This is a genomic window from Aminobacter sp. 01T433, from assembly GCF_056398585.1.
On the sequence record NZ_JBFTPR010000002.1, the window covers coordinates 453,808 to 471,886 of the forward strand.

General features: G+C 61.0%; 16 protein-coding genes. 12 read left to right on the forward strand and 4 right to left on the reverse strand.

What is annotated here, in order from left to right:
* Positions 1–667 precede the first annotated feature (667 nt).
* Positions 668–1,288, reverse strand: coding sequence for a hypothetical protein (locus AC1DLV_RS04855; RefSeq protein WP_476798436.1), 621 nt, complete (start codon positions 1,286–1,288; stop codon positions 668–670).
* A gap of 360 nt (positions 1,289–1,648) precedes the next feature.
* The gene (locus AC1DLV_RS04860) at positions 1,649–3,166 is read right to left on the reverse strand and encodes a peptide MFS transporter (RefSeq protein WP_476798437.1); all 1,518 of its coding nucleotides are present in this window, start codon (positions 3,164–3,166) and stop codon (positions 1,649–1,651) included.
* A gap of 411 nt (positions 3,167–3,577) precedes the next feature.
* On the opposite strand from AC1DLV_RS04860, the gene AC1DLV_RS04865 reads away from it, so the two are divergent.
* From AC1DLV_RS04865 to AC1DLV_RS04895, 7 genes are all read left to right on the forward strand, one after another.
* Positions 3,578–5,227, forward strand: a complete 1,650-nt coding sequence (locus AC1DLV_RS04865; RefSeq protein ID WP_476798438.1) for a TIGR04028 family ABC transporter substrate-binding protein — start codon at positions 3,578–3,580, stop codon at positions 5,225–5,227.
* A 66-nt stretch (positions 5,228–5,293) separates the two neighbouring features.
* Complete coding sequence (locus AC1DLV_RS04870) at positions 5,294–6,238, forward strand: ABC transporter permease (RefSeq protein ID WP_476798439.1); 945 nt, start codon at positions 5,294–5,296, stop codon at positions 6,236–6,238.
* Positions 6,235–7,122, forward strand: a complete 888-nt coding sequence (locus tag AC1DLV_RS04875) for an ABC transporter permease (RefSeq protein WP_476798440.1) — start codon at positions 6,235–6,237, stop codon at positions 7,120–7,122. The genes AC1DLV_RS04870 and AC1DLV_RS04875 overlap by 4 nt, the downstream gene beginning before the upstream one ends.
* Positions 7,119–8,816 carry a dipeptide ABC transporter ATP-binding protein gene (locus AC1DLV_RS04880; RefSeq protein WP_476798441.1) on the forward strand — a complete coding sequence of 566 codons (1,698 nt, stop codon included), beginning with the start codon at positions 7,119–7,121 and terminating at the stop codon, positions 8,814–8,816. The genes AC1DLV_RS04875 and AC1DLV_RS04880 overlap by 4 nt, the downstream gene beginning before the upstream one ends.
* Positions 8,813–9,841, forward strand: a complete 1,029-nt coding sequence (locus AC1DLV_RS04885; RefSeq protein ID WP_476798442.1) for a putative FMN-dependent luciferase-like monooxygenase — start codon at positions 8,813–8,815, stop codon at positions 9,839–9,841. The genes AC1DLV_RS04880 and AC1DLV_RS04885 overlap by 4 nt, the downstream gene beginning before the upstream one ends.
* 15 nt (positions 9,842–9,856) lie before the next feature.
* Positions 9,857–10,480, forward strand: a complete 624-nt coding sequence (locus AC1DLV_RS04890; RefSeq protein WP_476798443.1) for a CMD domain protein — start codon at positions 9,857–9,859, stop codon at positions 10,478–10,480.
* Between the two features lie 14 nt (positions 10,481–10,494).
* Positions 10,495–11,100 (forward strand): alkylhydroperoxidase domain protein, encoded by a 606-nt coding sequence (locus tag AC1DLV_RS04895; RefSeq protein ID WP_476798444.1) that lies wholly within the window; start codon positions 10,495–10,497, stop codon positions 11,098–11,100.
* A gap of 166 nt (positions 11,101–11,266) precedes the next feature.
* On the opposite strand, the gene AC1DLV_RS04900 is transcribed toward AC1DLV_RS04895, so the two are convergent.
* Entirely contained in the window at positions 11,267–12,205 is a 939-nt protein-coding gene (locus AC1DLV_RS04900; RefSeq protein ID WP_476798445.1) for a LysR family transcriptional regulator, read from the reverse strand.
* A 210-nt stretch (positions 12,206–12,415) separates the two neighbouring features.
* On the opposite strand from AC1DLV_RS04900, the gene AC1DLV_RS04905 reads away from it, so the two are divergent.
* From AC1DLV_RS04905 to AC1DLV_RS04925, 5 genes are read left to right on the forward strand one after another with little or no spacing between them, the layout of a single operon-like run.
* Positions 12,416–12,793 carry a RidA family protein gene (locus AC1DLV_RS04905; protein ID WP_476798446.1) on the forward strand — a complete coding sequence of 126 codons (378 nt, stop codon included), beginning with the start codon at positions 12,416–12,418 and terminating at the stop codon, positions 12,791–12,793.
* A gap of 41 nt (positions 12,794–12,834) precedes the next feature.
* The gene (locus AC1DLV_RS04910) at positions 12,835–13,689 is read left to right on the forward strand and encodes an ABC transporter substrate-binding protein (RefSeq protein WP_476798447.1); all 855 of its coding nucleotides are present in this window, start codon (positions 12,835–12,837) and stop codon (positions 13,687–13,689) included.
* 25 nt (positions 13,690–13,714) lie between these two features.
* Complete coding sequence (locus AC1DLV_RS04915) at positions 13,715–14,623, forward strand: amino acid ABC transporter permease (RefSeq protein WP_476798448.1); 909 nt, start codon at positions 13,715–13,717, stop codon at positions 14,621–14,623.
* Entirely contained in the window at positions 14,620–15,411 is a 792-nt protein-coding gene (locus AC1DLV_RS04920; RefSeq protein ID WP_476798449.1) for an amino acid ABC transporter ATP-binding protein, read from the forward strand. Before AC1DLV_RS04915 ends, AC1DLV_RS04920 begins: the two co-directional genes overlap by 4 nt.
* A 59-nt stretch (positions 15,412–15,470) precedes the next feature.
* Entirely contained in the window at positions 15,471–16,706 is a 1,236-nt protein-coding gene (locus AC1DLV_RS04925; RefSeq protein WP_476798450.1) for an NAD(P)/FAD-dependent oxidoreductase, read from the forward strand.
* 181 nt (positions 16,707–16,887) lie between these two features.
* Here the strand turns inward: AC1DLV_RS04925 and AC1DLV_RS04930 are convergent, their stop codons facing one another.
* A complete protein-coding gene (locus AC1DLV_RS04930; protein ID WP_476798451.1) occupies positions 16,888–18,069 on the reverse strand; it encodes an acetyl-CoA C-acyltransferase in 1,182 nt (393 codons plus the stop codon).
* Positions 18,070–18,079: the final 10 nt, after the last annotated feature.

Here is an 18,079-nt window from a genome sequence, read left to right on the forward strand (position 1 = left end):
TTCGGCGGCGTGTAGAGGGATGCGGACGACGCGCTTCGTTGTGGCGCCGCGTCTACGCCGCCAGCATAGATGTCGTTGCGCGGCTGGTTGATGTTCTCGGTGTCGGTCCGGTCGAATTGCCGAAAATATCGTCTCCACTTCGTAGCCGCCTCTTCGACAGCCTTGACTCTGAGCACCCCACGTCCCGCAACGGAGACTATTGAAGGGCGCTTCATAGAGGAACGTGACAAGCTTGGCGCGGCGCACCTCGCCAAGGCTAAGAAGGGTCAGGCTCTCGGTTGAAGCCCCGAGCCTCTTGTCCCGGCGAAGGTCTGCATCGGGCTACTGAACTGCGTGGGAAGGTCAGCTCAGGGGCAGGCCACGATGATGCTCACGCCGACCTGAATGTCCGCAATTAGCAATCTGCATCCGAAGCTGCCAGTCCGATAACAGCCCCTGAAGCGACGGAAATCGAATTTATGCCTCAAGGCTCCACAAGCGATCTCCTATGACATCATGGGGTGGGAACCTGTTCGCCCGCTTTCCGTGGGACGAGTGATACAAACTGACGTCAGGTCAGCCGAAGCGACCGACAGCTTCGCACCACTAGGCAGACAGAACGTCGGCTCTGCGCTTGAGCGGACATCCAGCGCAGACCGGAATGACCGACGTGGTACAGACGATGCCCTTAGAGTCGACCGCCAGGGCCCGTGTTCATCTCCCGAAGCTCGGTTACGAACTGCTGAGGCCGCAGGTATTTCGAGGGAACCTTGTATCCCATCGAGCTGGCAATATCGCCGGTAAAGGCGTTGCAATTGTAAACCGAAGCCTGCCAGAGCCGCGTATTAGCCTGAAGCTTGCGTATATGCGCTACGACTTCGTTATACTCAGCTTGGTTCAGCATCACCCGCCAACTCGCTGACCTGTATTGTTCTTCCAAGTCACCGTCGCTCGCTCCGGTTTCGGCAGGCACCGGCACAAAATGACCAAGGACATAAGGAACTTCGCTGTTGGACGCCGGGTGAAGGCCCGCAATTTCGAGGTTGGCGGCCCGCCCTGCCTCGTTGAGGCGCCCGAAAGCGACGTAGGTATGGCCGTAGCTTAGGGCATAGCGGGAACGGAATTCGACGAAGTATCCGGATGATTTCGTTGCTGTTGCTCCGCGGCCTTTGCCGGTCACGGACGGAGCAACAGAGGCCACGCCACTATGGCCGGTCGACACGTAGCCTGGCTGAGGGGGTAGGTCTTCCGATACACATCCAGTCGCTGTTAGGGCAAACAGCACCAATAGCAGATGGCTCGCTCTCATTTGCGTCCCCACATTTGTCGTTTGTCGTTGTTCACAATTAGCGCGCTGGAAAATGTTGGCAAGTCGGGCGCGGCATTTGGGATGACCTCCGCCAAATGTCGTTGGATGGCCCAGCGGACCGCACTCGCCTTCGCGAGCCAAGAGTTCACGGTCAACTGCCAGGGCTCCCGCCGTAGTGGCCAGAATTGGAACAATTCCCTAATCGAGCTTTCGTTGCAGGAGACTGGAAATGTGAGTGTCATGCTCGCACCTCGGCGTAGCAGCTTCGCCCCTTGCGAAATCACGCCGATATTCGCTCGCTGATGCGGCGCAGTCTGCGATATTCGTTGCCACTGGCAGATGAAAGCGGACCGGGTGGACTTATTGAGTTTCACGAGCCTCTTCAAGCCGCTCGCTCCCCCCAAGAGCCCAGCGGGTAAGCGGGCGAGCAAGGAGGATAAGCACGAGCCCGAAAGCGGCGCTGGTTAGGAAGATGCGCATGAAGGCTTCAGGTAGGCCAGCCGCGTTCTCAGTGTCCATGCCAGATGCGAGCAGTCCGGCCATTAGGTTTCCGAGCGACGAGGCGACAAACCAGAAACCCATCATCTGGCTGGTGAAGCGCTCGGGCGCGAGGCGGGAGAAGGTAGACAGGCCTACCGGGCTCAGCATCAGTTCCCCCACAGTGTGAAGAAGATAGGTGCCGATCAGGAAGAGCGCGGAAACTTTCACACCGGTAGCTGCGGTAAGCGCGGCTGGCACGAGGATCAAATAGCCTAGTCCCATCGCGATAAGTGCCAATCCGAACTTCACAAAAACGGGGATGGTCCAGCGGTTCTCAGCATAGATCCAGAAAGCGGCGAAGGCCGGGGTCAGCAAGATGATGAACAGGGCGTTGAGGTTTTGGAACCACGAGGTGGGCACGATGAAACTGCCGAGTTCGCGCTGGGTGAGGTCGTTGGCAAAAAGGTTGAGCGATGAACCCGCCTGCTCGAAACCCGACCAAAAGAGCGCCGCGGCGACGAAGAGGAGTGCAAGGGCAATCATTCGCCTCTTCTCCGGGCCGGTCAGGTCGCCGGCAAAATATATGTTCAGGAAGAAGGCGCAGGCCACGGTTATGATGACCATCCCCATGGCCTGTGCGAGGCCCTGGGGACTGGTCAGGCTGATCTGACCGGTCAGTGCGGCTACAGCGACCAGTAGCACGACCGCGCCTCCGATCATGCCGGTGAAGATTTGGTCGCGCTTGCCGATGACTGCGTCGGGGTGGAGGTGGACGGAGGGCACGTTGCCCTTGTCGCGAAGCGAGGTGCGGCTGGCGAAAAGAAAATTGACGAGTCCGAAGAACATCGCGACAGCGGCAGCTCCGAAACCCCAGTGCCATCCCCACTTCTCGCCGAGGTAGCCAGCTATAAGCCCGCCGAGGATCGCACCGATGTTAATGCCCATGTAGAAAAAGGAGAAGCCAGCGTCGCGTCCGCCAATGTCGTTCTTGTCATAGAGCAGGCCAACCATGGTCGAGATGTTCGGCTTAACAAGCCCAGTACCTATGGCGATGCAGACGAGCCCAAGGAAGAAGATTGAGGCGACGGAGCCAGAAAACGCGAGCAAAGTGTGCCCGATCATGATGGCGACGCCGCCGACGAGGATGGCGCGCTTGCAGCCCCAGAAGCGGTCGGCGACCCACCCACCTGGCAGCGCCAGTATGTAGGCCGAGGCGGTATAGAGGCCGTAGATTGCCGCAGCGTCGGCGGTTGTGATGCCAAGGCCGCCATTTTGAATATGGTCGACGAGAAAGAGGATAAGCAGCGCTCGCATGCCGTAGTAGCTGAAGCGCTCCCACATCTCGACAAGAAAGAGGGCAACTAGCCCTGACGGATACTTCCCGGACGTCGTCGACATCGGACTCTCCGCAGTCGGTCTTCGCTAGAACAATAGCGTGGATCGGATGAAAAAGCGCGTCGAGCTTTCTGACAGCGCAAAGTCGCGACATGCCGAGGTCTGACCAAAAGCGACTTCACTGTCTAAGTGGGGCAGCAAACTGCGACGCTGCCATCCAGCGGAGTTCAACCTTGACTGGTTCGCGAGCACATCGGACCATGTGGCACAATGGCGGGCAGGACGCCGCCTAAGGAATTCCATAAATTCTATCAAATAAGTAGAATTAGTTCTCGTCTGGCGATGACGATGGAACTCAGTTCCTGTCGCCCAAGCAGCCACCACGCCTATCCTCTTGACAGCAAACAGGCAGACCGGAACGATCCTGATCCTCCCAAGGAGCGCCGATTTCCGGTCGTTATCAAGGGGATGGCTATGTCTCATACACGACGCTCGACACTCAAACTCACCCTGATCGGACTGATGGCGGCGACTGCGCTGGGCTTCTCGGCCCAGGCTTTCGCGCAGACCGACACGCCCATCAAGGGCGGGACGCTGGTCTATCTGGAGCAGCAGTCGCATACGAACCTCTACCCGCCGGCGGGAGGCTTTTATCCGAATGGCGGCGTGCTCAACCAGATCACCGACAAGCTGACATACCAGAACCCCGAGACGCTCGAGATCGAGCCATGGGTCGCGGAGTCCTGGACGGTCAACGACACAGCCACCGAATATACCTTCAAGTTGCGTCCCGGCGTAACCTTCTCGGATGGCACCGCGCTCGACGCTGCAGCCGTGGCCAAGAATTTTGACACATTCGGCAAGGGCAACAAGGAGCTGAAGCTTCCTGTTTCGGAGGTCATCAACAACTACGACCGCAGCGAAGTGGTCGATCCACTGACTGTCAGGTTCCATTTCAAGGCGCCGTCGCCGGGATTCCTGCAGGGCACCTCGGTGATCGGCTCGGGCCTGGTGTCGCCCAAGACGCTTGAGCTGCCGTTCGAGCAACTTGGCGACGCGACCAAGATTATCGGCTCGGGGCCGTTTGTGGTTGCCAGCGAAACACTTGGACGTGAGCTCGTGCTTAAGGCGCGCGACGATTATGCCTGGGGACCAGCGAAACTGAAACATCAGGGCCGGGCGCTGCTCGACGAGATCAAGTACCTGATCACGCCAGAAGACAGCGTGCGCATCGGCGCGCTGCTCGCTGGCCAGGCCGACTTTATCCGCCAGGTCCAGGCCTATGACGAAAAGCAGGTCGAGGCGGCGGAGTACAAGATCTACGCGCCAGGCACCCGCGGCGTGAACAACTCGGTCGTCTTCCGGCCGGACAATGCGCTGGTGGCCGACATCAAGGTGCGCCAGGCGCTGCTGCATGCCACCAATGCCAAGGAGATCGTCGATACGCTGTTCTCGGCCAATTATCCGCAGGCGACATCGATCATCGCCAAAGCGGCCCAGGGTTATGTCGACCAGTCGGCAAAGCTCGCCTACGACCCGGCTCTTGCCGGCAAGCTGCTGGACGAGGCGGGCTGGACGCTGGGCGCAAACGGCGTGCGCACCAAGGACGGCAAGGAACTGGTGTTGAGCGCCTACGAGTCGCTGCCGCAACCTCAGAACAAGGAAACGTTGCAGCTGATCGCCCAGCAGTGGAACAAGGTCGGCGTGAAGCTCTCTGTCCTCGCCGGTGACTCCGGCAGTGCCGCAGCCGACAACCTCGATCCGCTAAAGACACCGGTGGCACCCGCAATGGTCGGCCGCGCCGATCCGGACGTCATTAAGAGCCAATACTACCCCAGGAATCGCAACGTGCTGCAGCAGAAGGGCGGCGTCAGCGACAAGGTCCAGAGCTTTGTCGATGACAAGCTCAACGGCCTGCTCGAGGCGCTCGCCTCGGAGCCGAACCGCGACAAGCGGCTGGCAATCGCCGGCGAGGTCCAGGCCTATGTGCTCGACCAGGCCTATGCGATCCCGATCTTCGAGGAACCGCAGGCCTTTGCCGGCGCGCCCAATGTCCATGACGTCGCCTTTGAGGCGGTCGGGCGTCCATCGTTCTATCGCGTCTGGCTGTCGCCGCGCGACTGAGGCGAGAGCGATCCCGTCTCCCGTGAGACGGGACCGCTCTCCTGATCGCTTCGACGGAGATCCATCATGTCGCGATATGTCATCGGCCGGATAGGCCAGGCCGTGCTCGTCCTCTGGGCGGCCTTCACCGTCAGCTTCGTGCTGCTGCAGCTGTTGCCGGCCGACGGCGTATTGATCAAGTTCCTCAATCCGGAACTCGGCCTCAGCCCCGAGCAGCTTACAGAAATCCGTATCGCCTATGGTGCCGACGTGCCCGCCTGGCAGCAATATCTATCGACGCTCGGATCGGTCCTGTCGGGCGATTTCGGCTACTCGGTCCGCGCCGGCGTGCCGGTCACGTCGCTGCTGGCAACGACGCTGCCGACCACCTTGCGGCTGGCTGCGGTCGCCCTTTTCGTGTCAGTGCTGGTTGCTGGCGCAATCGCCTATGTCGCGACGGTCAGCCGTAGCGCGTGGTTGCGCAACACGCTCCATTCGCTGCCGTCGTTGTTCATCTCGATCCCTGTCTTCTGGCTGGGCATCGCCCTGATCCAGGTCTTTTCGTTTCGGCTGAAGCTGATCTCGGTCATCAATCCCGGGCCGATGGAAATGCTGGTGTTGCCGGTCCTGGCCATCGCCGTGCCGATCTCGGCGCCGCTGGCGCAGATACTCATCCGCAGCATCGACGAGGTGCGCACGCGCCCCTTCGTGGCAGTGGCCCGCGCCAAGGGCGCCAGTCACAGGCGCGTGCTGGTGAGCCATGTCGCCGGCAACGCCATCCTGCCCGTGCTCACCATTGGCGGTGTGCTGTTCGGCGAACTCGTTGCAGGCGCCGTCATCACCGAAACCGTGTTCGGCCTCAACGGCATCGGCGCGCTGACCTACCTGTCGGTCAACACCCAGGACGTCACCGTCCTTCAGGCGATCGTGCTGATTTCCGCTGCCGGCTTCGTGCTCACAAACCTGATCGTCGATCTCCTCTACCCGGTCTTTGATCCCCGTCTTCGCAATCCCGCAGGAGCCAGCGCATGACCATCATCGATTCATTGGGCGCCGTCGGAGGGCTCGCGCCCCGAGACGCAAATGCGGCCTACGATCGCGAAGACTTTGCCGAACGGCTGAAACGGCTCCAGCCCAGCCTGGTTTTGGCCTGGCTGGTCATCTCGATCGTGGTGCTGTGGGCGCTGCTGCCTGGGCTGTTCACCGGCCATAGCGGCACCGAAGGCGTCGCATCCGAAAAGCTCGCCGGGCCGAGCGCCCATCATATCCTGGGCACGGATGCGCTCGGTCGCGACGTCTATGCGCGCATTGTCTATGGCGCGGTCCATTCTCTCAGCGGCGCCTTTGCGGCTGTCGCCGTCGGCCTCGTCATCGGTACCGCCCTTGGGGTGGTTGCGGCCGCCGCCGGCGGGCGCATCGAGGATGTCGTCATGCGCGTCGTTGATGTACTTTTGTCGATCCCGAGCCTGTTGTTGTCACTCACCATTATCATCTTGCTCGGCTTTGGCACGGTAAACGCGGCAATCGCCGTGGGTGCCGCCTCCATCGGCAGCTTCGCTCGGCTGGCTCGATCAGAAGTGGTCCGTGTGCGGCGTAGCGACTATGTCGAGGCAGCATTCGGCAGCGGCGGCAGCTTCACATCGGTGCTGTTCCGCCATGTCCTGCCCAACTCGCTGACGTCGGTCATCGCCTTTGCCGCCCTGCAATTCGGCAATGCCATCCTCAACATATCGACGCTTGGTTTCCTCGGTTATGGCGCCCCGCCGCCCACGCCGGAGTGGGGGCTGCTGATCGCCGAAGGCCGCAACTACGTCTCGACAGCCTGGTGGCTGACGACGGCACCCGGGATTGTCGTGGTGGTGGTGGTGCTCTCTGCCAATCGCATCAGCCGTTCCTTTGGCGGGAGCCGGGCATGACTGCATTGAACCTCGCCAACAAGGCAGCAACGGCCGCTGCTGCGGTGCCTGTGCTCGAAGTCGAAAAGCTGGTCGTTTCCTATGGTCATGGAACGCGCCGCGAGACAGTAGTCCACGGCATTTCCTTTTCGGTGCAGCCGGGCGAAGTGGTGGCGCTGGTCGGCGAATCCGGCTCCGGCAAGTCGACGACGGCCCATGCCGTGATCGGACTTTTGCCCGAGAACGGTCGCGTCGAGGCCGGCGACATCAGGCTGAACGGCACCAGCATTGGCGGCTGGGCCGACAAGCGCCTCGACACCATCCGCGGCAAGGTGGTGAGCCTGATCTCGCAGGACCCGGTCAGCTCGCTCAACCCGGTCAAGACCATCGGCGACCAGGTCGGCGAGATCCTCAAGGTGCATCGGTGGGGCGACCGGCGGGCCATCGCCGAGCGTGTCATCGAACTGCTCGATCGTGTCGGATTGCCGCAGCCGGAACTCCGGGCGAAGCAATACCCACACCAGCTTTCAGGCGGCATGCGCCAGCGCGTGCTGATCGCCATCGCGGTTGCGCTGCGGCCGACGCTGATCATCGCCGACGAACCGACGAGCGCGCTCGACGTCACCGTGCAGCGCCGCGTACTCGATCTCATCGACGAGCTGCGGGCCGAGTCCGGCACGTCGGTGCTGCTGGTCACCCATGACCTTGGCGTCGCTGCCGATCGTGCCGACCGGATCGTGGTGATGCAGGGCGGCCAGATCCAGGAAGCGGGCACCGTGGCCGACGTGCTCGCCGCGCCGAAGTCGGCCTATACACGGCAGTTGCTCAACGACGCACCGGCTTTTGCCACGCCGAAGACCGCGCGGGACCAGCTCCAGGCGAATGCCGAAGCAGCAATCGTGGTCGATAAGCTTGTGCAGCATTTTCCGTTGTCAGGCGGCAGGCAGCTCCGTGCCGTCGACGATGTTTCCTTCGAGGTCGCGCGCGGCACTACCCATGCCCTTGTCGGCGAATCCGGCTCGGGCAAGACGACGACGGTGCGCGCGGTCGCTGGCTTCCAGAAGCTCGAGTCCGGCCGCGTTGTCGTCGACGGCCAAGACGTGTCGTCGTTGCGCGGCGAGCAACTGCGCCAATTTCGCCGGCGCATCCAACTCGTGTACCAGAATCCGTTCGCATCGCTCGATCCAAGGCAGACGATTTTCGACATCGTCGAGGAGCCGCTGCTCAATTTCGATCCCGTGCCCAAGGCCGAGCGCCGGGAACGCGTGCATGCGATCCTGCAGCGGGTCGGGCTGCCGGAGGCATCGCTAGCCCGGCTGCCAGCGGCCCTGTCCGGCGGACAGCGGCAGCGCGTCGCCATCGCCCGGGCGATCATCCTGAACCCTGAGATCCTTGTGCTCGACGAAGCCGTCTCGGCACTCGACGTCACCGTTCAGGCCCAGATCCTGGATCTGCTGGACGAGCTGCAGCGATCGCTCGGCCTGACCTATCTATTCGTCTCTCATGATCTCGCGGTCGTCAGGCAGATTGCCGACACCGTCTCGGTGCTGCGCGACGGCAAGCAGGTGGAGCAAGGCAGCATCGAAGATGTCTTCGAACGCCCGGCGCACGATTACACGCGCGAACTCATCGCAGCGATACCCGGTAGCAAGCTGAAGTCTGGCGCAGGCTTCCTCGCCCGCACAGCCCAGCCAATTGAAGGAACTGCACAATGACCGAGAGGAAAAGGCTCGGGTTCTTCACGCGTCTGCTCGAGGAGGCATCGCCTGCCGACCGGTATCGCTTCGCCACAGAACAGATACTCACAGCCGAGCGGGAGGGCTTCGACACGGCCTGGGTGGCGCAGCATCATTTCCGCGCCGCCGAAGGTGGCCTTCCGTCGCCGCTGATCCTGCTCGCCAATGTGGCCGCCCGCACCCGCACCATCCGGCTCGGCACCGGCATCATCACACTGCCGCTGGAAAATGCTCTGCGCGTCGCCGAGGACGCCGCCGTGCTCGACCTCATCTCGGGCGGGCGGCTGGAACTGGGTGTCGGTTCGGGTGGAACGGCATCGTCCTTCACCGCCTTCGGACTGGACAGCGCCCGGCGCGGCGAGCTGCTGAATGCGCATCTCCATGTCCTGCGCAGTGCCTTCGCCGGCGAGCCGTTCGAGGGCGACGACACGCTGTATCCTGCTGCCCCGACCCTTGCCGGGCGAGTCTGGCAGGCGACGTTCTCGGTCGAAGGCGGCCGTCGCGCAGGGCTCGCAGGTGACGGACTGATGCTGTCGCGGACGCAGCCGCGGCCGAAGGACAACCCCAACGCCTCGCTGGACGAAGTGCAGAACCCTATCATCGATGCCTATCTGGCAGCACTCCCGGCAGGAGTCGCACCGCGCATCCTGGGTTCGCGCAGCCTGTTTGTGGCCGATAGCCATACCGAGGCCCTGCAGCTTGCCGAGACGGGACTGCGCCGCGTGCGCGATCATTTCATCGCCACCGGCCACACCCCGCCGGGCGACAGTGTAGAAGGACTCGCCACCGCTTTCGACACTCATGCGGGGTCGCCCGATGCGGTGATCGCTAGCCTGTCTGCCGACACCAGCCTCCGGCGCGTCACCGACGTCGTGTTCCAGGTGCACTCGGTCGACCCCGGCCATGAGCGCACGCTGCGCTCGATCCAACTGACCGCCCAGAAGGTTGGGCCTGCGCTCGGCTGGGGCAGGTCGATACCACACTCCCCGAAACTCGTTGCCTGAACGGAGGCCAGAACCATGAGCAACCCCGATATCATCGACGAGCTTGCCGGCATTGTTGTCGGCTCCAGGCTCGACCTCATCCGCTATGACCGCGTTGAGGCCCGCGACAACGCGCAGAAGAGTTATCTCGCGCTCTTCGACCCCGACGACCAGAACGAGGTTTCGGTCCGTGACCGTTTCGCGATCGCGAGTTTCGTCGTCGGACTGCATGGCGACGACAGGGTGACGAAGCACTATCTCGACAAATTTGATGCCGAAAAGCCGTCGAAGGCGATGGCGAGTGCCATCGCGCATGAGGTCCAGCAGGGCAGGGCCAGCGGTCCCTATGGTGCCTACCCCACCGGACCACTGACACGGGAAAATGTGACCGGTCCATCCTACCGCGTCGGTGAGGCGAGCCGAGAGGTCCTGGGCGCGAAACTGGCGACTGGGCTCGAACACGCTCATCTGCTCGTGCTGCACCCGCGCGATGCCAGCCCGGCGACACTGCAGGCGCTGCTCGACGCCGGCTGGAGCACCACCGGCATCGTCACGCTGTCGCAGATCATCGCCTTCCTCGCCTTCCAGATCAGGGTGGTGGCCGGCCTGCGAGTGCTCGACAGGAAATTTGCCGCCGACCGCCTCGACGCGGCGGAATGACACGGAGTTACGAGATGACCGAAACCACCATCACTTATCCCGACAACGTCGAACCCAATGTCTTCACCCGTGATGAGCTTGGCTGGGTGCCATGGCTGCAGCCGCTGGCCGAGGACGAGCTGACCGACCGCCACCATGCGGGTCTGGTCGATCCCTCCCGCGCCAAGTCGCCCTATTTCATGCTGCTCGCACGCGATCCCGATATTCTCGGCGCGCGCACGAAGACCGACAAAGACATCTTTTACAACACCAAGACCGGCCTGCCGCGGGCCGAACGCGAGATCGCAGCGACAGCCGCGTCGCGCACCAATGGGTGCATCTTCTGTGCCTCCGTCCACTCGCGCTTTGCCTACCAGCATTCCAAGCGCGGCGAAGATGTCCAGAAGCTCCTCGACGAGGGCATCTACACGGATATCGATCCGAGCTGGAATGCCATCATTGACGCTTCTGCTGCTCTGACAAAAACGCCCCAGGGCTTCACGGAAAGCCACATTGACGAGTTGCGCCGGGCCGGCCTGGACGACGTGGCGATCGTCGACGTGATCAACGGTGCCGCATTTTTCAACTGGGCCAACCGCCTGATGCTGTCGCTCGGTGAGCCGACACCGCCGGTCGCATAGCGTTCTTTGAGTCCGATGTCTCAGCAGCCGCCGGTCTGTGGCTGGGTAAACTTCGGCGCCAGACGGTTGGCGCGTGTTTAAACGCCTGGAATGGTGCGCTCACACCCCAAGGGGTTGCGTCGCCGCGGAAAGGCAGCCAACCACGAGCGGGCCTCTGCTCGTGGGATCATTCAAATTGCGGTAGGCCTACCAGCTCGCTCGCATCGCTTAGGATTTTCAGCGCGTGTGCGGCGAGCCGACCCAGGAGCGCGTTTCGGTCGTATACTGGCAGATAGCCACGGGGCCAGATTGCCCGGTACTCGAAATGGACTTGCGGTGAGAAGGGCCGAAATATCAGTTGGTCTGCTTTAGCCATCTTCATGCCAAAGGCGTCAACGAGCGTTAGTCCTGCGCCTGCTTCTGCCATCGCTACCGCCGAAGCCATAAGCGCCACCTGCATGACTTCGCGAGGGCGCGTATTTGCCGCCAAGAAGATGCGGTCGATACCAGTTTGGATCCCCTCGGCACGAGATAAGCCGATGTAAGGCTCCGCGTGCAGATCTTCAGGTACGATCACCTTTTTTGCGGAGAGAGGGTGGCCAAATGGGATCGCGCAGTAAAGCAGACTGCGGGCAATCACACGGCTCTCCACACCGTCCATGTGCTGTTGTGCGACGACAAGGGCGATTTCGATCTGTCGCGCTGCGACGAGGTTCAGCAGGTCAACCCCGTCATGGGTGTGCAGGGTCAGCGTCTGTCCGCATTGATCCAACCAATCAGGTAGCACGCTGGGCAAAAGCGCTGTCGCGAGCAACGGCACCGTACCGAATGCAATAGGTACAGCAGCATCCTTGGTCACACGTTCGACAATCAGCTCCAGGTTTTCCAATGTAGAAAAGAGCACATTGGTTTCCTGATACAGCGCCAGGGCTTTGGGGGTAGGTGAAAGCCTGCCTTGGTGCCGGTCAAAGAGCGGGATTCCGATAAGATCCTCGGCCTGGATGATGATTTTGCTCACTGCTGGCTGCGTAAGCCCGAGCTGCCGCCCCGCCTCTGAAGCACTTCCCCCCGCAACCACAGCACGGAAGACCTCTATGTGTTTCAGCTGCAATTTCCTGCGCGGCATCGTCGACCTATAACAAACGGCATATCATCATAACAAAATAGGCAATTCCACAAACTGCAATTATCGGCAAGATTATTCGCGAATTGGCCGGCTTTTATTGCATTTTCGGCGATTCCACGATCCGTGCTGCAGCATTTCATCGGGAGCTGACCTGCAAGGTGCGGCAAGCCATTACAAAATGAAATGCCTCCAAGAGGCATGGGGGAATAGATGTTTGAAACCATAGATACGGGCAAGGCAGATACTGGCGGTCCCATTTCTGGTGCGGTCAAAAACGGAAATATCGTCATGACCGTCCAGATTCCCATCTTGGCGGAAACCGGCAAGCTCGCTGAGGGCGGAATCGAGGCGCAATCGCGGCAGGTCTTTGCCAATCTGGCGCGCGCGATGGAAGCCGCGGGCGGCTCGCTCGCCGATGTCATGCTGGTGCAAGTCTACATCGTCGATTCCAGCGATTGGGCGCCGATGCACCGCGTCTGGACGGAGACTTTCAAGGCTCCCTTTCCCGCCCGCGCTACCGTGGTGGTCAAGGAACTCATGCTTGAGGGCATGCTGATCGAGATCGTGGCCAGCGCCCATCTAGGGTGAAACTTAAGAGCGCTAGCCTGAGACAAAATGGAGGAGTCAAAATGAATTTTGTTGCCCAACTGTTCGCCCCGATGGCAGCCGCCGCCCTCGCTTTGAGCCTTGCCGTGCCGGCGGCTGCCGACACCGAACTCACCAAGCTTCTGCCGCAGCCCATTCGAGATTCTGGTAAACTGCGCGCGGTGGCGTCGCCCAGCAGCCCACCCATGCTTTTCATGGGAACCGATGCTCGGACGTTGGAAGGTCTAGAGATCGATCTCACCCGGGCGGTCGCCGAGGTGTTGGGTGTTGAACTTGAATTCGTCAACGGTACTTTTGACAGCCTGATCCCGTCGATTGCCGCCAATCGGGCCGACCTGGCGGTGGGCTCGATCGGCGACCTCAAGGTTCGTCAGGAACAGGTTGATTTCGTCGATTACGTGAAGGCCGGAGTCGGCATGGCGGTACGCAAGGGCAATCCTGCGGGTATCACCGATGTGGCCAGCCTCTGCGGCAAGTCGGTGGCAGTGATGCGCGGAACCTTCCAGGAAAAGGAACTTAGCGAGCAGAAAGCTAAGTGCCAAACCAAGGGCAGCGATCTCGACGTACAAACCTTTACTGAGAGCAATGCTGCCGTTCTGGCCCTGCGTTCGGAACGAGCCGACGCCTGGTCTGGCGACAGCGCGCCGGTTGGGTATGCGGTGAGCCAGTCCAATGGAGAAATAGAAACGGCAGGGGAGATGCGGATCATTGCACTCCTGGGTTATGCGGTGAACAAGGACTCACCAGAACTAAGCCAAGCCCTGAAGGCAGCCCTCGAGGCTTTGGTGGCAAGCGGTCGCTATCAAGAAATCTTCAACAAATGGGGTCAGGCAGACACCGTGCTCGAAGCGATCTCGATTAACGAAGCGCTGCTTTAGGCTCGGCTTATCCAGGCGATATGAAATGAGCGAGAACCAAACAATCCGGCTAGGAAAGTTCCCGGCCGGTCAAGCTGTTGATGCGGCCACGCCATCGAACATTGTCACCGTCCCGCTGCGCCATCCCTGGCGCTGGGTCTGCGCGGCGGTCATGGCATATGTGTTGCTTTGCGTTGCAGATCTGTTGATCACCAATCCTCGCTGGCAATGGCACACGGTCTGGGAGTATCTTTTCAGTGGCCCGATCCTGTTGGGCGTCCTGAACACGATTATCCTGACCGTCTTGGCGGAAATTGTCGGCATCGGTTTTGGCATAGTGCTGGCCATTGCCCGTTTGTCGGAAAACCCACTTCTTTCGTGGTCAAGCGCTGGTTTTACGTGGGTTTTCCGTGGCATCCCGCCGCTGGTATTGGTCCTTTTCATCTATTTTTTCTCAGCGCTGGTGCCCATGATCTCGATCGGCATTCCATTTGGGCCATCGGTTGAGATCGTCAAAACGAACACCATCATTACCCAGATGGTGGCGGCCGTTCTCGGTCTTGGTTTGGCCCAGGCTGCCTATGTGGCTGAGATCGTGCGCTCGGGAATTCAGTCCGTTTCCGCTGGGCAGACCCGTGCCTCTCAGGCGCTCGGCATGACACCCATGCAATCCATGCGCCACATCATTTTCCCGCAGGCAATGCGCGTGGTTGTGCCGCCGCTTGGCAATGAAATCATTGCAATGGTCAAGGCCACGTCGCTGGTCAGCGTCATTGCCTACATGGAGCTGCTTACGACAGTGCAGGTGATCTACGCTCGTACGTTCGAACAGATCCCGATGCTGATGGTCGCGGTGGTTTGGTACGGCGTGCTCACCACCATTCTGACGGCAGTTCAGTCCTATATCGAGGCCCGTTTGAACAAATCCGCCAAGAGCCAGAGGAACAAGGCATGACGCTTCAGGCTGGGGAGAGCACGCGCAAAGTAATGGTCGAGGCCCAGGAGGTTCACAAACATTACGGCCATGTCGAGGTGCTGAAGGGGATCAATCTCAAGGTTCATCAAGGCGAAGTGGTTTGTATCATCGGGCCGTCAGGCTCGGGTAAGTCGACGCTCCTGCGCTGTATGAACCACCTCGAGCATGTGAACGCGGGTAGGCTGTATGTCGACGGCGATCTGGTGGGATATCGGCAGCAGGGCAACAGGCTTTATGAGCTCAAACCCTCCGAAGTCTGTCTGCGCCGGCGAGATATCGGCATGGTGTTCCAGCATTTCGAGCTTTTCCCGCACAAGACCGCGCTGGAAAATCTGATGTTGGCGCCAATCGTGGTGCTGAAACGTCCCTTGGCCGAGGTGCGGCAGGAAGCGCTGGCGATCCTTGCCCGCGTGGGTCTTTCGGATCGTGCGGACTATTTTCCGTCGCAACTTTCAGGCGGTCAGCAGCAGCGGGTGGCGATTGCGCGGGCACTGACCATGAAGCCCAAGATCATGCTTTTTGACGAACCAACCTCTGCGCTCGATCCCGAGTTGGTGGGTGAGGTTCTCAAAGTGATGCGCGATCTGGCCGCCTCCGGCATGACCATGGTCGTGGTCACTCATGAGATGGGCTTCGCCCGCGAGGTGGCGGACCGGGTCGTGGTGATGGATGGCGGGCGCATCATCGAAGACAGCTCCCCGGGCGAACTCTTTTCCAATCCGCGGACTGAACGCACCCGCGCGTTCCTTGAACGGCTCGTCGACTGAGATGCGCTTTGGAGGCGCGTGTCGCCCCTACCTGAAATTCTGATCTGGGACTGATCTTGATGGATGAGACTGTATTCGTTCTGGGCGGCGGTGTCGCAGCCCTGTCGGTGGCGCGCAACCTCCAGATAGAGGGCAGGCGTGTAGCAGTTATCGATCCGCTGGCCTCACCGGGCGGTGCCTCTTTTGGGAACGGTGGTTTCATTTCTCCCGACAGCTACATGCCAGGTGCACAGCCTGGAATGTTGCGCAGCGTTCCCGGGTGGCTGCTCGATCCTCTGGGGCCGCTTGCGATCAAGCCGTCCTATCTGCCTCGCGCCCTGCCATGGTTCATTCGGTGGCTGAAAGCAGGGCAGTTGGGACGGATGATCATTCTGGCGCGGCACATGCACGCGCTTCACAGCCCCGCGCTGGCTGAATGGCATAGGCTCGTCGGACCTGAGCTTTACGCGCGGTTCATCCGCCAGGAAGGCGAGGCCGTTCTTTGGGATCATCCTAGCGCGGGTCCCGCCGATGCGGTCGAAGCACAGCTGAAGGCGGAGTTTGGTATCGAGGTCGACATGCTCGGTCCCTCCGAGCTGCGAAAACTGTATCCCGGCATCTCTTCGAAAGTGACACGTGGAATGGTGAAAAGGGGCAACGCCCACACCGTGAGCCCTGCCCAGCTGAACGCTGCACTGGCCGCCCTCATGGAGCGTGAGGGCGCCCGTTTCATTCGCGAACGGGTGCTGAAACTCATTCGTGAAGGCGACGGTTGGCTTGTCTTGACGTCAACGGGAAATCATCGCGCCCGCGAGGTCGTGGTGGCCTGCGGCGTCTGGTCTGCCAAGTTGATCGCGCCGTTGGGGGTAAAGGTGCCGCTTGAGAGCCAGCGCGGGTATCATGTTATGTTGCCCGCGGACGCAATTGACCTTGCCATGCCCTTCATTCATCGCGGACGAGGCATCGGCATGACGCCGATGTTGGAGGGTGTGCGCGTGGCAGGAACGGTGGAATTCTCCGGTGTCGACGGCGTTCCCAACGAGAAACGGGCCGATCAGGCTCTGTACCATGCTAGGGATATTTTCCCTGCGTTGAAGGGCACGCCGCAGCAAATCTGGACGGGTCAGCGTCCCGCCATTCCGGACTCGCTACCAGTCCTGGGGGCGGTGCCAGAGCATCCAGGCCTCTGGCTGTGTTTCGGACATGGCGCCTACGGCATGACGGGCGGCCCCCCGAGCGGCCATCTTGTTGCCGACCTGATTCTGAAGCGTCCACCTCAGATTGAGGCCGCGCCCTATTCAGTAACTCGGTTTTGAAAGCGGCGTTCGGTATCAAACTTCGCTGAAGCGCATCCGCGAACTGCGTAAACTCAGTTTCGTCGTCGATCGCCACCTTCGCTGTATCCCGACCGCAAGGCGTGCCGAGCGGTCAGTGTACCCAAATCCGATGCGTCGACAGTGATAAGAACGACAATCCCTTTATCTGCGCACATGCCTCCTAGATGATTTCAAGCGCCATGGCAGTTGCTTCACCCCCGCCGATACAAAGCGCCGCAACGCCGCGCTTTGCGCCGCGTGCTTTCAGGGCGGCGATCAGCGTGGCGACGATGCGCGCGCCGCTTGCGCCGATAGGGTGACCAAGCGCGGTGGCTCCGCCGTTCACGTTGATCTTTTCGTGCGGAATGTCGAGATCGCGCATCGCAATCATTGCCACTGCCGCAAAGGCCTCGTTGATCTCGAAAAGGTCAACATCCGCAACTGACCAGCCGGCCTTTTCCAATACCTTGCGGATGGCATAGACGGGTGCGGTAGTGAACAAGTCAGGCGCGTGGGCATGGGCGGCGGTGGCAACGACCCGCGCCTCCTGTGCGAGACCCAGCCGCGCCGCGACGCTCGCGCGGGTCATCACCAATGCTGCAGCTCCATCGGAGATAGAGGCGGATGTCGCGGCAGTGATGGTACCGTCCTTTGCGAAGGCGGGCTTCAGCGACGCTACTTTTTCCGGTTTCGCCTTGCCTGGCTGCTCATCTTCCGAGACCACGACATCGCCGCCCCGACCGCTTACCGTCACGGGAACAATTTCGTCTGCGAAGGCTCCGTTGTCTATCGCCGCCTTCGCGCGGGATAGGCTTGCGAGCGCAAATGCGTCCTGGTCGACGCGGGAGAACTGGTAGTCGCGCGCCGTATCCTCGGCAAACGCGCCCATCGGCTTGCCCTTGTCATAGGCATCTTCCAGCCCGTCCATCATCATTGTGTCGATGATCTGGTCATGGCCGATACGCGCGCCGCTGCGGTGCTTGGGAAGGGCGTAAGGTGCGTTGGACATGCTCTCCATCCCACCCGCAACAACGATATCAGCGTTACCAGATGCAAGCGCTTCGGCCGCCATGATCGCCGCTTGCATGCCGCTGCCGCACATTTTGTTGACAGTGGTCGCCTCGACCGATTGCGGCAGCCCAGCACCAAGAGCCGCCTGTCGTGCAGGTGCCTGTCCGAGAGCTGCCGGCAAAACGCAGCCCATGTAGATTCGATCGATGGATTGTGGGTCGACGCCACTTCGATCTACCGCAGCCTTAACGGCGGCGGCTCCAAGTTGCGTTGCCGAGGTGCTGGAAAAGGCACCCTGAAAAGCGCCCATAGGGGTGCGGGCATATGAGGAGATGATGATTGGGTCGGTCATTTGTACAATT

Excerpts from the sequence above, each read along its gene's own strand:
- AC1DLV_RS04855 (WP_476798436.1), bottom strand. The coding sequence starts at position 1,288 with ATGAGAGCGAGCCATCTGCTATTGGTGCTGTTTGCCCTAACAGCGACT.
- AC1DLV_RS04860 (WP_476798437.1), bottom strand. The coding sequence starts at position 3,166 with ATGTCGACGACGTCCGGGAAGTATCCGTCAGGGCTAGTTGCCCTCTTT.
- AC1DLV_RS04865 (WP_476798438.1), top strand. The coding sequence starts at position 3,578 with ATGTCTCATACACGACGCTCGACACTCAAACTCACCCTGATCGGACTG.
- AC1DLV_RS04870 (WP_476798439.1), top strand. The coding sequence starts at position 5,294 with ATGTCGCGATATGTCATCGGCCGGATAGGCCAGGCCGTGCTCGTCCTC.
- AC1DLV_RS04875 (WP_476798440.1), top strand. The coding sequence starts at position 6,235 with ATGACCATCATCGATTCATTGGGCGCCGTCGGAGGGCTCGCGCCCCGA.
- AC1DLV_RS04880 (WP_476798441.1), top strand. The coding sequence starts at position 7,119 with ATGACTGCATTGAACCTCGCCAACAAGGCAGCAACGGCCGCTGCTGCG.
- AC1DLV_RS04885 (WP_476798442.1), top strand. The coding sequence starts at position 8,813 with ATGACCGAGAGGAAAAGGCTCGGGTTCTTCACGCGTCTGCTCGAGGAG.
- AC1DLV_RS04890 (WP_476798443.1), top strand. The coding sequence starts at position 9,857 with ATGAGCAACCCCGATATCATCGACGAGCTTGCCGGCATTGTTGTCGGC.
- AC1DLV_RS04895 (WP_476798444.1), top strand. The coding sequence starts at position 10,495 with ATGACCGAAACCACCATCACTTATCCCGACAACGTCGAACCCAATGTC.
- AC1DLV_RS04900 (WP_476798445.1), bottom strand. The coding sequence starts at position 12,205 with ATGCCGCGCAGGAAATTGCAGCTGAAACACATAGAGGTCTTCCGTGCT.
- AC1DLV_RS04905 (WP_476798446.1), top strand. The coding sequence starts at position 12,416 with ATGTTTGAAACCATAGATACGGGCAAGGCAGATACTGGCGGTCCCATT.
- AC1DLV_RS04910 (WP_476798447.1), top strand. The coding sequence starts at position 12,835 with ATGAATTTTGTTGCCCAACTGTTCGCCCCGATGGCAGCCGCCGCCCTC.
- AC1DLV_RS04915 (WP_476798448.1), top strand. The coding sequence starts at position 13,715 with ATGAGCGAGAACCAAACAATCCGGCTAGGAAAGTTCCCGGCCGGTCAA.
- AC1DLV_RS04920 (WP_476798449.1), top strand. The coding sequence starts at position 14,620 with ATGACGCTTCAGGCTGGGGAGAGCACGCGCAAAGTAATGGTCGAGGCC.
- AC1DLV_RS04925 (WP_476798450.1), top strand. The coding sequence starts at position 15,471 with ATGGATGAGACTGTATTCGTTCTGGGCGGCGGTGTCGCAGCCCTGTCG.
- AC1DLV_RS04930 (WP_476798451.1), bottom strand. The coding sequence starts at position 18,069 with ATGACCGACCCAATCATCATCTCCTCATATGCCCGCACCCCTATGGGC.